At 70.1% G+C, this 13024-nt stretch carries 11 protein-coding genes and 1 pseudogene; 1 reads left to right on the top strand and 11 read right to left on the bottom strand.

The window, feature by feature from the left end; all coding sequences use genetic code 11:
* Window positions 1–3: 3 nt before the first annotated feature.
* The 5 genes and pseudogenes from BN4348_RS57760 to BN4348_RS57740 all read right to left on the bottom strand — a co-directional run.
* Complete coding sequence (locus tag BN4348_RS57760; protein ID WP_066917584.1) at window positions 4–927, bottom strand: XdhC family protein; 924 nt, start codon at window positions 925–927, stop codon at window positions 4–6.
* A gap of 33 nt (window positions 928–960) precedes the next feature.
* Entirely contained in the window at window positions 961–3360 is a 2400-nt protein-coding gene (locus tag BN4348_RS57755) for an aerobic carbon-monoxide dehydrogenase large subunit (protein ID WP_066917567.1), read from the bottom strand.
* On the bottom strand, window positions 3357–3836 hold the full coding sequence (locus tag BN4348_RS57750; protein ID WP_066917566.1) for a (2Fe-2S)-binding protein: 480 nt from the start codon (window positions 3834–3836) through the stop codon (window positions 3357–3359). Before BN4348_RS57750 ends, BN4348_RS57755 begins: the two co-directional genes overlap by 4 nt.
* Window positions 3837–3840: 4 nt before the next feature.
* Window positions 3841–4719, bottom strand: coding sequence for an FAD binding domain-containing protein (locus BN4348_RS57745; RefSeq protein WP_066917565.1), 879 nt, complete (start codon window positions 4717–4719; stop codon window positions 3841–3843).
* A 31-nt stretch (window positions 4720–4750) separates the two neighbouring features.
* A pseudogene (locus BN4348_RS57740) lies at window positions 4751–5449 on the bottom strand (XdhC family protein); the annotation flags it as partial.
* Window positions 5450–5499: 50 nt separating this feature from the next.
* On the opposite strand from BN4348_RS57740, the gene BN4348_RS57735 reads away from it, so the two are divergent.
* Window positions 5500–6465 (top strand): LysR family transcriptional regulator, encoded by a 966-nt coding sequence (locus tag BN4348_RS57735; protein WP_066917564.1) that lies wholly within the window; start codon window positions 5500–5502, stop codon window positions 6463–6465.
* An 82-nt stretch (window positions 6466–6547) separates the two neighbouring features.
* Here the strand turns inward: BN4348_RS57735 and BN4348_RS57730 are convergent, their stop codons facing one another.
* The 6 genes from BN4348_RS57730 to clpB form a co-directional block, all read right to left on the bottom strand.
* Window positions 6548–7192, bottom strand: coding sequence for a TrmH family RNA methyltransferase (locus BN4348_RS57730; protein WP_066917563.1), 645 nt, complete (start codon window positions 7190–7192; stop codon window positions 6548–6550).
* Entirely contained in the window at window positions 7189–8094 is a 906-nt protein-coding gene (locus tag BN4348_RS57725) for a hypothetical protein (RefSeq protein WP_066917562.1), read from the bottom strand. Before BN4348_RS57725 ends, BN4348_RS57730 begins: the two co-directional genes overlap by 4 nt.
* A gap of 12 nt (window positions 8095–8106) precedes the next feature.
* On the bottom strand, window positions 8107–8649 hold the full coding sequence (pyrE, locus tag BN4348_RS57720; protein ID WP_066917561.1) for an orotate phosphoribosyltransferase: 543 nt from the start codon (window positions 8647–8649) through the stop codon (window positions 8107–8109).
* A complete protein-coding gene (locus BN4348_RS57715; protein WP_066917560.1) occupies window positions 8636–9409 on the bottom strand; it encodes an SDR family NAD(P)-dependent oxidoreductase in 774 nt (257 codons plus the stop codon). The genes pyrE and BN4348_RS57715 overlap by 14 nt, the downstream gene beginning before the upstream one ends.
* A 64-nt stretch (window positions 9410–9473) precedes the next feature.
* Window positions 9474–10064, bottom strand: coding sequence for a type III secretion system chaperone family protein (locus tag BN4348_RS57710; RefSeq protein ID WP_066917559.1), 591 nt, complete (start codon window positions 10062–10064; stop codon window positions 9474–9476).
* Window positions 10065–10246: 182 nt separating this feature from the next.
* Window positions 10247–12793 (bottom strand): ATP-dependent chaperone ClpB, encoded by a 2547-nt coding sequence (clpB, locus tag BN4348_RS57705; RefSeq protein ID WP_066917558.1) that lies wholly within the window; start codon window positions 12791–12793, stop codon window positions 10247–10249.
* Between the last annotated feature and the right edge of the window lie 231 nt (window positions 12794–13024).

The following is a 13024-nucleotide window of genomic DNA, read 5'->3' as shown; positions in this document are numbered from 1 at the left end:
GGNTCATACGCCAGCTTTCCCGGCGGCGAACGCCGCGCGGCAGCCGGGGCCGCAGAACCAGTAATCCGCGCCGGCCAGCCGCAGGTGCTCGGTGCCGGGCTCGACGGTCACCGTCATGCCACACACCGGATCGACCGCCCCGGCGGCGGGGGGCTGCGACGCGACGGCGCGGCACAGGTTGCCGCCCCGGACACCGGCGACCAGCTCGGCGGCGATGGAGACCGCGATCTCGGCGGGGGTCTTGGCCCCGATGGCAAGGCCGACCGGGGTGTGCACCCGGGCCCGCTCGGCGTCGGAAAGGTCGAGTTGGCCGAGGATGGCCGCGCCGCGGACCTTGCTGGCCACCAGGCCGACGTAACCGACGCCGTGATCCAGTGCCGCCCGGATGGTTTCGGCCTCCGGCCCGCCATGGCTGGCGATGACGACGGCGGTGGCCTGGGCGGCGTCGGTACCGCGGCGGACGTCGTAGCCGAGTACCCCGCACAGCTGGGCCAGCGCCTCGGCGATCGGGGTGGCCCCGTGGATCTCGATCAGCGGCGCCGGCAGTTGCGGGGTCAAGAAGATCTCCAGCGATCCGCCGGACAGGCACGGGTTGACGACGACGCAGGCGCCGGGCGCCTCGGGAAAGTGCACGTCGCCGTCGGGAAGCACTCGCAGCAATACGCTTTCGCCCGCCTGCAGGGCGCCCAGCGCCGCCTTGCGGACGGAGTTCTGGGCGCACTGGCCGCCGACGAAGCCCTCGATGGTGCCGTCCGCCAACAGGATTGCCTCGTCGCCCGGGTAGGACGAGGTGGGCGGCTGGGCGCGCACCACGGTCGCGTGCACGAACGGCGTCCGTGCCGCCAACAGCTGCTGAGCCCGCTCACTGATCGTCGTCTGCCTGATTGTGCCGCTCCTCTCCCCCGCACGCGGGAGGTGCCCCCACATCGCTCGTTCCTCGCTCTGCATCGTCACGGCGCGCTAAATCGGTGGCCTCGCCCTGCCCTGCATCGCCTCCCAGACCCGCGACGGCGTCAGCGGCATGTCGGCGTGCCGAACCCCGAACGGCGCCAACGCATCCACCACCGCGTTCACCACGGCGGGGGGCGACCCGACGGTGGCAGATTCGCCGATGCCCTTCGCGCCGATCGGGTGGTGCGGCGACGGCGTCACGGTGAAACCGGTTTCCAAATGGGGCACCTCCATGGCGGTCGGGATCAGGTAGTCCATCAGCGACCCGCCCAGGCAGTTGCCCTCTTCGTCGAACGCGATCATCTCCATCAACGCCATCCCGATGCCGTCGACGATGCCGCCGTGCACCTGGCCCTCGATGATCATCGGATTGATCCGCGTGCCGCAGTCGTCGACGGCCAGAAAGCGTCGCACCTTGACCACAGCGGTGCCCGGATCCACGTCCACCACACAGAAATACGCGCCGTAGGGATAGGTGAGATTCGATGGGTTGTAGCAGACCTCGGCGTCCAGCCCGCCCTCGATGCCCTCGGGCAGATCCCCGGCCCCGTGCGCGCGCATGGCGATGTCCTGGATCGTCACCGACGCCGACGGGTCGCCCTTGACGTGGAAGGAGCCCTTCTCCCACTCCAGGTCGGCGACCGACACCTCGAGCATGCCCGAGGCGATGATCTTCGCCTTGTCGCGCACCTTGCGGGCCACCAGCGCCGCGGCCCCGCCCGACACCGGGGTGGACCGGCTGCCGTAGGTGCCCAGCCCGAACGGCGTCTGATCGGTGTCCCCGTGCACCACCTCGATGTCGTCGGGCGGGATACCCAGCTCCTCGGCGACGATCTGCGCGAACGTCGTCTCGTGGCCCTGGCCCTGGCTCTGCACCGACAGCCGCACAACGGCTTTGCCGGTGGGGTGCACGCGCAGCTCGCAGCCGTCGGCCATGCCGAGGCCGAGGATGTCCATGTCCTTGCGCGGGCCGGCGCCGACCGCCTCGGTGAAGAACGCCATGCCGATGCCCATCAGCTCGCCGCGCGCCCGCCGCTCCTTCTGTTCGGCGCGCAGCGCGTCGTAGCCGATCATGTCCATGGCCTTGCGCATGGTGGTTTCGTAGTCGCCCGAGTCGTACGTCCAGCCGGTCTTGCTCTGGTACGGGAATTGCTCGGGCCGCAACAGGTTTCGCAGCCTCAGCTCGGCCGGGTCCATCTTGAGCTCGAAGGCCAGGCAGTCGACCAGCCGCTCGACGAAGTACACCGCCTCGGTGATCCGGAACGAGCACGCGTAGGCCACCCCGCCGGGCGCCTTGTTCGTGTACACGGCGGTCATGTGGCAGTAGGCGGCCTCGAGGTCATAGCTGCCGGTGAACACGCCGAAGAAGCCGGCCGGGTATTTCGTCGGCGCGGCCTGGCCGTTGAACGCCCCGTGGTCGGCCAGCACGTTCGATCGCAGCGCCAGGATCTTGCCGTCGTTCGTGGCGGCGATCTCGCCGACCATGATGTAGTCGCGGGCGAAGCTGGTGGACGTCAGGTTCTCGCTGCGGTCCTCCATCCATTTCACCGGCTTGCCCAGCAGCAGCGAGCCGACGATCGCGCAGACGTAGCCGGGATAGATCGGCACCTTGTTGCCGAACCCGCCGCCGATGTCGGGCGAGATCACCCGGATCTTGTGCTCGGGCAGGCCGGCCACCAACGCGTACAGGGTGCGGTGCGCGTGCGGCGCCTGCGAGGTGGTCCACAGCGTCAGCTTGCCGGTCACCGGGTCCAAATCGGCCACCGCGCCGCAGGTTTCCATCGGCGCGGGGTGCACCCGGGGGTACACGATCTCCTGCTTGACGACGACGTCGGCGCGCGCGAACGCCGCCTCGGTGGCCGCCGCGTCGCCGGTCTCCCAGTCGAAGATGTGGTTGTCGGTCTTGCCGTCGAGGTCGGTGCGGATCACCGGCGCGGACGGGTCGAGCGCCTTGCGCACGTCGACGACGGGGTCCAGCGGGTCGTAGTCGACGTCGATCAGCTCCAGCGCGTCGCGGGCCGAATACCGGTCCTCGGCGACGACGAACGCCACCTCCTGGCCCTGGAAGCGCACCTTGTCGGTGGCCAGCACGGCCTGCACGTCGTTGGACAGCGTCGGCATCCACGCCAGGCCCTTCTCGGCCAGGTCGGTGCCCGTCACCACCGCCTTGACCTTCGGATGTGCAAGTGCCGCAGTCACATCGATGCCGGCGATGCGGGCGTGCGCATAGGGCGAGCGCAGGATCGCCAGGTGCAGCATGCCCGGCAGCGCGACGTCGTCGACGTAGGTGCCGCGGCCGCGGATGAAGCGCGGGTCCTCCTTGCGCAGCATCCGGCCGTGGCCGCAGGGCTTCTGGTCGTTGTCGGCCGTGTCTTCAGGCGAGGGCGGCCGGGACTCGATGGTGGTCATGATCCGGCCTCCACGGGGGCTGCGTGGGATGCGGCCCATTGGATGGAACGCACGATCGTGGTGTACCCGGTGCACCGGCAGATCTGCCCGGAGATCGCCTCCCGGATGGTTTCCTCGTCGGGATTGGGGTCGCGGTCCAGCAGGGCGCGGGCGGTGATCATCATTCCCGGTGTGCAGAAGCCGCATTGCAGCCCGTGGCAGCGCATGAACCCCTCCTGAACGGGGTCGAGCCGGCCGTCGACCGCCAGCCCTTCGACGGTCCGGACGCTGTGGCCGGACGCCATCACGGCCAGCATCGTGCACGACTTCACCGGCACCCCGTCCACGTCGACCACGCACGTTCCGCAGTTGCTGGTGTCGCAGCCCCAGTGGGTTCCGGTGAGCCGCAACTGATCCCGCAGGAAGTGCACGAGCAACGTCCGGGGTTCGACCTCGGCGGTCACCTGTTCGCCGTTGACGGTCATGTTGACTTGCATGACTTCAGTTCCCTTCTGCCCGAACACGTTCGGCGGCGGTGCGCAGCGTGCGGATGGTCAGTTCGGAAGCGAGGTGCCGCTTGTACTCCGCGGTGCCGCGCACGTCGGTCGCCGGATCGCAGGCCGCCGCCGCGCGCCGGCCCGCCTCGGCGAAGGTCTCCTCGGTGGCCGGCCGGCCGACCAGCGCCGCCGCGAGCTCGGCCAGCGCGCCCGGGTCGGGGTTGACCGCCGTCAGGCCCACGCGGGCGGCGGCAATCGAGTCGCCGTCGATCGTGATGGCCGCCCCGGCCGCCGTCACCGCCCAGTCCCCCACGCGCCGCTCCACCTTGGCGTAGGCGCTGGAGGTGTTGATCCGCACCGGAATTCGAGCCTCGACCAAGATCTCGTTGTGCGCCAAAGTGGTCTCGTAGGGCCCGGCGACGAACTCGTCGATCGGTATTTCGCGTTCACCCGAGGGCCCGCGGGCCAGGCACACCGCGTTCAGCACGCTGCACACCGTCACCAGGTCCTCGGCCGGATCCGCCTGGCACAGCGAGCCGCCGAGGGTGCCGCGATTGCGCACCACCGGGTCGGCGATCACCCGCTCGGCGTCCCGGAAGATCGGGCACACGGCGGCCAGGGTGTCGGACTCCAGGATCTCGCGGTGACGCGTCATGGCGCCAATGCGCACCAGGGTCGGATCGGTGATCACGTAGCCGAGCTCGGGTGCCAGGTCGTTGATGTCGACGAGGTACTCGGGGTTGGCGATGCGCAGCTTCATCATGGGCAGCAGACTGTGCCCACCCGCGATCACCCGCGCCCCCTCCCCCAGCCGATCCAGCAGCCCGACGGCGTGGTCGACGCTGGTTGCACGTTCGTATTCGAAGGGTCCGGGTACTTGCATTGCTGCAGTGTCAGCCGCGCTGACAGGGGCGTCAATAGCGAGTTAAGTAATCCCTGAACTCGCCCTCTACCTGCGGGTCGGGCGCGTCGTGGTGGATGCGACCGGTGGTCTCGGTCAGCGGGCGACCCCCGCCGCCCCAGCGCTTTGCGATGATGTCGGCGGCGATCGACACCGCGGTCTCCTCGGGCGTGCGGGCGCCGAGATCCAGCCCGATGGGGCTGGACAACCGGTCCAGCTCGGCGTCGGTGAGCCCCGCGGCGCGAAGCCGGTTCATCCGGTCCTCGTGGGTGCGGCGCGATCCCATCGCGCCGACGTAGCCGACGCGGGGCAGCCCCAGCGCCACCTGCAGTACGGGGACGTCGAACTTCGGGTCGTGGGTGAGCACGCAGATCACCGTGTTCTCGTCGACGGCGCCCGCCTGCGCCTGGACGGCGAGGTAGCGGTGCGGCCAGTCGACGACGACTTGCTCGGCGGTCGGGAAGCGCACCGGCGTGGCGAACACCTCGCGGGCGTCGCAGACGGTGACCCGGTAGCCGAGGAACGAGCCCTGCTGCGCCAGGGCGGCGGCGAAGTCGATGGCGCCGAACACCAGCATCCGCGGGCGCGGCGCGAAGCTGGACACGAACACCTCCATGCCGTCGCCGAGACGCTGCCCGTCGGGCCCGTACTTGAGGACCTCGCTGCGGCCCACCGCCAGCAGGCCGCGCGCGTCGTCGGCGACCGCCGCGTCNCACCAGCTGGTCAAGCACGTCACGCACTCTCTCAACGTAGGCTCATGGCGTGACTCCGGCTCAACTTAGGGCCTATTCGGCGGTGGTCCGCCTGGGTTCGGTGCGGGCCGCCGCGGCGGAGCTGGGTGTTTCCGACGCCGGCATCTCGATGCTGGTGGCCTCCCTGCGCAAGGAGCTCGACGACCCCTTGTTCACCAGGACGGGCGCGGGGCTGGCGTTCACACCCGGTGGGCTGCGCCTGGCCAGCCGCGCGGTCGAAATCCTCGGGCTGCAGCAACAAACCGCGATCGAGGTGACCGAGGCCGCCCACGGGCGCCGGCTACTGCGCATCGCCGCGTCCACCGCGTTCGCCGAACATGCCGCGCCCGGCCTGATCGAGCTGTTCTCGTCGCGGGCCAACGACCTGTCGGTGGAGCTGAGCGTGCATCCGATGAGCCGGTTCCGCGACCTGATCTGCTCGCGCGCCGTCGACATCGCGATCGGCCCGGTGAGCGAAGGTTCGATCGCGCCCGACGACACGATCTTCGTGCGCCCCTTCCTCAAGTATCAGATCATCGCCGTCGCGGCGCCCAACAGCCCACTGGCGGTGGGGAATCCGGCGCCGGTGCTGCTGCGACAGCAACAGTGGATGCTCGGCCCGTCGGCGGGCAGCGTCGACGGTGAGATCGCAAACATGCTGCGCGGCTTGGCCATTCCGGAGTCGCAGCAGCGGATCTTCCAAAGCGACGCCGCCGCGCTCGAGGAGGTGCAGCGGGTCGGCGGCGTCAGCTTGACGATCGGTTTCGCCGTCGCGAAGGATCTGGCGGCCGGGCGGTTGACCCACGTGGCCGGCCCCGGCCTGGACCGGTCCGGCGAGTGGGGTGCGGCGACGCTGGCGCCCTCGGTGCGCCAGCCCGCCGTGTCCGAGCTGGTCCGCTTCATCACCACCCCGAGGTGCACCCAGGCGATGATCCGCGGCAGCGGGGTCGGCGTGACGAGGTTTCGCCCGAAGGTGCATGTCACGCTGTGGAGTTGAGGCCTTATCGGGTGTGAAACCCGGGTGACGACACGCCGACGAGGTTCGCCGCTGGTTCACACTTGAGGTCGGGGATTCACACTCACCAGGCGCGCGACAGGTCGGCGTGCTGGCGGATCCAGGCGTGCATCGCGATCCCGGCGGCCACCCCGGCGTTGATGCTGCGCGTGGAGCCGAACTGGGCGATCGACACCGTGAGCGCCGCGCCGGCGCGGATGTCGTCGGTGATGCCCGGGCCCTCCTGACCGAACACCAGCAGGCAGTCCCGCGGCAGCGCCGTCTGTTCCAGCCGCTGGGCGCCGGGGACGTTGTCCACGGCGACCACGGTCAGGCCGGCGGTGGCGGCGAAGTCCAGCAACTCGGCGGTGCTGTCGTGGTGGCACAGCCGCTGATACCGGTCGGTCACCATGGCGCCGCGGCGATTCCAGCGCCGCCGCCCGACGATGTGCACGGTGTGCACCGCGAAGGCGTTGGCGGTGCGCACCACCGAGCCGATGTTGGCGTCGTGGCCGAAGTTCTCGATCGCCACGTGCAACCGATGGCGGCGCCGGTCGATGTCGGCGATGACCGCTTCCCGCGTCCAGTACCGGTAGGCGTCGACGACGTTGCGAGTGTCGCCGTCGCGCAACAGGTTCGGGTCGAATCGCGGGTCGTCGGGGGGGTCGCCGGGCCAGGGCCCGACGCCGCCTGCCGTCGTCCCCCATTCGGTGGGCCCGGGTCCGCTCATCGCTGCGTCCACACCCCGGCGTGGGTGCCGTCGACCGCCACCGTCGCATACAGCAGCGCCTCGTTGATCTCGCCCTGGGTGCACAGCGACGCGTTGACATGCACCGAATCCAGCGACGCGTCGGGCAGGATCAGCGCCGACGACCCGTACGTCGCACAGGCCGGGTTCAGGCCCCGGCCGGGCAGCGTCGGCGAGGCGAGCAGCATCAGCGGGCCGCCGCGCTTGGCGGAGTCGTCGCGATACCGGTCCGCGAGCGCGGTGGCCTCCAGCCCCAGCAGCATGAAGCCGTTGCCGTTGAACGCGGCCGGGTCGCCGAGCTGGGCCTTGGTCACCGGGGCGCCGTCGGCCCGCCACGCCGACAGGCTGACGGTCTTGACCACCAGGCCGGTGTCGTTGCCGTTCGTCGGCGGCAGCCCGACCGGAAACGCCGCCGGGTAGGCCGCCGACGTGTTCGGGATCCGGTCCCGTGGCGAATAGCCGTACACGCCCCGTACCTGGCTCCGATCCTTAAGGGGCCCAAGGCAAACCGTGCCCGTGAGCCGGTTCGGCGGCGCCGAGAGCGCGCGTTGAATGTCGTGCACGGTGGTCATGGCCTCGTCGCAGCTGCCCAGACCGGTCGCCTCCATCGGGTGCGCCAGCGCGCCGTAGAGCCCGAAGCGGATGTCCTCGGGTTTGGCGTGCGGCGCCTTCGGATCCGCCGGCGAGGCGTCCACCTCGATCAACACGTAATCGCCGTCCCAGCGCAGGTTCGACACCGCCATGTTCCAGCCCAGCAGCGCCAGCGATTCGCCGAGCCGGGCGCCCTGCGCCCCGTACGGCCGCACGGGTTGGTTGGAGCCCGAACACCCGACCAGGCAGGCTGCGATGACAGCGGCCACGACAAACGCGATGAAACTGCGCATACCGCCCGCGGCCTAGCCCAGCCCCAGATCGGCCAGGCCCAGCAAGCTGCGGTACGACAAACCCTCGGCCCGAATGGCCTCGGCCGCGCCGGTGGCGCGGTCCACCACGGTGGCCACGCCGATCACCTCGCCGCCCGCTTCCTGAACCGCGCGCACCGCCGTCAGGGCCGAGTTGCCCGTGGTGCTGGTGTCCTCCACCACCAGGGCCCGCCGGCCGGCGACCTCGGAGCCCTCGATCAGGCGTTGCAGCCCATGTGTTTTCGCCGACTTGCGCACGACGAACGCGTCGATCGGGCGTCCGGGCGCGTGCATGATGGCCGTCGCGACGGGATCGGCGCCCAGCGTCAGGCCGCCGACGACCGCATAGTCCCAGTCGGCGGTGAGGTCGCGCATCAGCACGCCGATCAGCGCGGCGGCCCGGTGGTGCAGGGTGGCGCGACGCAGGTCGACGTAGTAGTCGGCCTCCTTGCCCGACGACAGCGTCACCCGGCCGTGCACCACCGACAGCCGTCGCACCAGCTCGGCCAGCTCCGCGCGCGGGTCAGGTTCGCCCACGACCGCCCCCTACTCGCCGGGTCGCGGCCCGGGCCAGCCGCCGCGGGATCATCCGCCCGGCGGTGACGATCGCCTTGCACTGCAGGCCCGGAATGCTGATCACCTTGCCGCCGGCGATGTCGGCCAGGCTCTTGCTGACGACGTCGTCGACATCGAGCCACAGGAACGACGGCAGCTTGGCCATCTCGATGCCGGCCCCGGCGTGAAATTCGGTGCGCACGTACCCCGGGCACACGGCATGCACACCGACGCCGGTGCCCTGCAGGCCGACGGCCAGGCCCTCGCTGAACGAGATCACCCACGCCTTGGACGCCGAATAGGTCGACCCACGCCCCGGCACCAGCCCGGCAACGCTGGCGATGTTGATGACGGTGCCGGCGCCCGCGTCGAGCATGGGCGGCGGGGCGGCGCGGGTGAGGTGCATGACCGCGGTGACGTTGACGTCGAGCTGCGACTGCAGCAGCCCGGGGTCGGTGCTCCAGAATTCGCCCGAGATGCCGAAACCGGCGTTGTTCACCAACACCTGGACCCCGGCGGCAAGACGGTCGCAGACCTTGCCCCGGTCGGCGGGATCGGCCAGGTCCGCGGGCAGGATCTCGATTCCGCCGGCATCGCCCTCGAGCTCGCCCGCCAGTCGGGTCAGCCGGTCGACATCCCGGGCCACCAGCGCCAGGTCGTAGCCATCGCTTGCGCAGCGTCGCGCGTAGCCGGCGCCGATCCCGGACGTAGGCCCGGTGATCAGGGCTACGGGGCGAGGCATGAGCGACAGTGTAATGACGGGGAGCTGGCGATCACGGGGGCGTCCCCGGACCACCCGCGCGCTGTCAGCGCTGGTAGTTGGAGGCCTGATTGCCGTTGCGGCCGGTGGGCGGCGGGCGGCGAAGGGATTCCGTGCGAGCCTCGTCCCGCCGCAACGGCTCGGGGTCGCGCCGGGCCGCGTCACCGAGCAGCCCGGACACGTCCTGCCCGGCGCGCCGGGCCGGCAACTCCGCGCGAGCAGCGGGNAGGTTGGTGGAGTACACCATCCGCGGGCCGATGGCGCCCAGCAGCCAAATGTCGCTCTCCCGCGGCTCTTTGAGGCCTTTGAGCCGCAGGTCCATCACGACGTTGGTGCCGACCCTGCGGTGCAGCGCGATCACGGTGGCGACCTCCTCGAGGTCGAAGATGTACACCGCCTCGCCGCGGATCTGGCCCAGCACGACATTGTGGGCGGGGACGTCGCCGACCGTGGAGATGACGCCACGCTTCCAGCGCTTGAGGATGTCGGATGAATCCCGTTCGTAGTCGAAGCCGTGCGAGCGCGCCCACGACCTGCGGCGCCTGCTACGGCCGCGGCGTCGATCGATGTCGACGTACAGCAGCACGCCCGCACCGACAAAGCACAGTGCGGACAGCGTGAACCAAAGGGGGACCATCCCACACAGGGTATCTGCTGTTTGGCCGGAACACAGAATCCGACCAGGTCACAACCCCATCACAGGTCATGGCGATGGCCGAGTGTGCGCTGACGGCTTTGAGTGTGAGCGTGCGGCGGGTTTTCAGCGAATTTCCCGCCCTGCACGCACACTCAAAGCCCAGGTTTCACACTCGAACCGGCTTAGCCCAGAACCAGCGAGTCGCCGTCCGGGCTGACGTTGACGGGCACCACGTCCCCGTCGTGCACGTCGCCGGCCAACAGCATCTTGGCGAGCTGGTCGCCGATGGCCTGCTGGACGAGCCGGCGCAGCGGCCGGGCCCCGTAGACCGGGTCGAAGCCGCGCTGCGCCAGCCAGCGCTTGGCCGGCAGCGACACCTCGAGCTGCAGCCGCCGCTGCGCCAGCCGCTTGGCCAGCTGCTCGAGCTGGATGTCGACGATCTCCACCAGCTCCTCGGGGTTGAGGCCCTCGAAGATCAGCACGTCGTCGAGGCGGTTGATGAACTCCGGCTTGAACGCCGAGCGCACCGCCGCCATCACCTGCTCCTCGTTGCCGCCCGACCCGAGGTTGGACGTCAGGATGAGGATGGTGTTGCGGAAGTCGACCGTGCGGCCCTGCCCGTCGGTGAGCCGGCCCTCGTCGAGCACCTGCAGCAGCACGTCGAAGACGTCCGGGTGCGCCTTTTCGATCTCGTCGAACAGCACCACGGTGTAGGGGCGCCGGCGCACCGCCTCGGTCAGCTGACCGCCCTGGTCGTAACCGATGTAGCCGGGCGGCGCGCCCACCAGACGGGCGACGGAGTGCTTCTCGCCGTACTCGCTCATGTCGATGCGGACCATGGCCCGGTCGTCGTCGAACAGGAAGTCGGCCAGCGCCTTGGCCAGCTCGGTCTTGCCGACGCCGGTGGGCCCCAGGAACATGAACGAACCCGTGGGCCGGTTGGGGTCGGCGACCCCGGCGCGGCTGCGCCGCACGGCGTCGGACACCGCCTGCACGGCCTTGCGCTGCCCGACCACGCGCTTGCCCAGCTCGTCTTCCATCCGCAGCAGCTTGGCGGTCTCGCCCTCGAGCATCCGCCCGGCCGGGATGCCGGTCCACGCCGACACCACCTCGGCGATGTCGTCGGGCCCGACCTCCTCCTTGAGCATCACGTTGTCGCGGGCCTCGGCCTGCGGCAGCGCGGCGTCGAGCTTCTTTTCCACCTCGGGGATGCGCCCGTAACGCAGCTCGGCGGCCTTGGCCAGGTCACCGTCGCGCTCGGCGCGCTCGGACTCCCCGCGCAGCGTCTCCAGCTGCTCCTTCAGCTCGCGGACGACGTCGATCGCGCTCTTCTCGTTCTGCCACCGGGTGGTCAGCTCGGCCAGCTTCTCCTTCTGGTCGGCCAGCTCGGCGCGCAACTTCTCCAGGCGTTCCTTGGACGCCTCGTCCTCTTCCTTCTCCAGCGCCATCTCCTCGATCTCGAGGCGGCGCACCAGGCGCTCGACCTCGTCGATCTCGACAGGCCGCGAGTCGATCTCCATCTTCAGCCGGCTGGCGGCCTCGTCGACCAGGTCGATGGCCTTGTCCGGCAGGAACCGCGCGGTGATGTAGCGGTCGGAGAGGGTGGCCGCGGCCACCAGCGCGGAGTCGGTGATGCGCACGCCGTGGTGCACCTCGTAGCGGTCCTTCAGCCCGCGCAGGATGCCGACGGTGTCCTCCACCGACGGCTCGCCGACGAACACCTGCTGGAAGCGGCGCTCCAGCGCGGCGTCCTTCTCGATGTACTTGCGGTACTCGTCGAGCGTGGTGGCGCCGACCAGGCGCAGCTCGCCGCGGGCCAGCATCGGCTTGATCATGTTGCCGGCGTCCATCGCGCCCTCGCCGGTCGCGCCGGCGCCGACGATGGTGTGCAGCTCGTCGATGAACGTGATGATCTGCCCGGCGGAGTTCTTGATGTCGTCGAGCACGGCCTTGAGGCGTTCCTCGAACTCGCCGCGGTATTTGGCGCCGGCCACCATCGAACCCAGGTCCAGCGCGACGACGGTCTTGTCGCGCAGGCTCTCCGGGACGTCGCCGGCGACGATGCGCTGGGCCAGGCCCTCGACGATCGCGGTCTTGCCGACGCCGGGCTCACCGATGAGCACCGGGTTGTTCTTGGTGCGACGGGACAGCACCTGCACGACGCGGCGGATCTCGTTGTCGCGGCCGATGACCGGGTCGAGTTTGCCCTCGCGGGCCCGGCCGGTCAGGTCGGTGGAGTACTTTTCCAGCGCCTGGTAGGTGGCCTCCGGGTCGGCGCTGGTGACCCGCGCGCTGCCGCGGACCTTGACGAATGCCTCGCGCAGCGCCTGCGGGGACGCGCCATGGCCGGTCAGCAGCTTGGCGACGTCGGAGTCGCCCGTGGCCAGCCCGACCATCAGGTGCTCGGTCGAAACGAACTCGTCGTCCATCTCGGTGGCCAGCTGCTGGGCGGTGGTGATGGCGGCCAGCGATTCGCGCGACAGCTGGGGTTGCGAGCTGGCGCCACTGGCCTGGGGCAGCTGATCCAGGATCCGCTGCGCTTCGGCGCGGATGGTGGCGGGCTCGACGCCGACGGCCTCCAGCAGCGGCGCGGCGATCCCGTCGTTCTGCGTCAGCAGCGCCATGAGCAGGTGGGCGGGCCTGATCTCGGGGTTGCCCGCGGCCGAGGCCGCCTGCAGGGCCGACGTCAGGGCCGCCTGCGTTTTGGTAGTCGGGTTGAAAGAGTCCACGACACCTCCGTTCGATCACGTGGGGAAAATGCTTGTCGCGTTGTTCAACGCCGTCAAGATTGAGTCTGTTCCGCTCAACTCTAGTAAATATTGCTTGCCTCTGGGTAGAGGCTTAAGCCACCCCGTTCGTCCCGTTCATGCCGAACAGCAGCCCCCCGGTGCCGCCGGTGCCGCCCGGGCCCCCGCCCGAGCCGTTCCCGCCGTTACCGCCGTTGCCGATGACGCTGGCGC

The organism is Mycobacterium interjectum, assembly GCF_900078675.2.
GTDB lineage: Bacteria > Actinomycetota > Actinomycetes > Mycobacteriales > Mycobacteriaceae > Mycobacterium > Mycobacterium interjectum.
This window is presented reverse-complemented; position numbering and strand designations above follow the sequence as displayed.

What these genes read in the sequence shown, in the direction of transcription:
- BN4348_RS57760 (WP_066917584.1), bottom strand. Translation starts at nt 927, where the DNA reads ATGTGGGGGCACCTCCCGCGTGCGGGGGAGAGGAGCGGCACAATCAGG.
- BN4348_RS57745 (WP_066917565.1), bottom strand. Translation starts at nt 4,719, where the DNA reads ATGCAAGTACCCGGACCCTTCGAATACGAACGTGCAACCAGCGTCGAC.
- BN4348_RS57750 (WP_066917566.1), bottom strand. Translation starts at nt 3,836, where the DNA reads ATGCAAGTCAACATGACCGTCAACGGCGAACAGGTGACCGCCGAGGTC.
- BN4348_RS57730 (WP_066917563.1), bottom strand. Translation starts at nt 7,192, where the DNA reads ATGAGCGGACCCGGGCCCACCGAATGGGGGACGACGGCAGGCGGCGTC.
- BN4348_RS57755 (WP_066917567.1), bottom strand. Translation starts at nt 3,360, where the DNA reads ATGACCACCATCGAGTCCCGGCCGCCCTCGCCTGAAGACACGGCCGAC.
- BN4348_RS57715 (WP_066917560.1), bottom strand. Translation starts at nt 9,409, where the DNA reads ATGCCTCGCCCCGTAGCCCTGATCACCGGGCCTACGTCCGGGATCGGC.
- BN4348_RS57725 (WP_066917562.1), bottom strand. Translation starts at nt 8,094, where the DNA reads ATGCGCAGTTTCATCGCGTTTGTCGTGGCCGCTGTCATCGCAGCCTGC.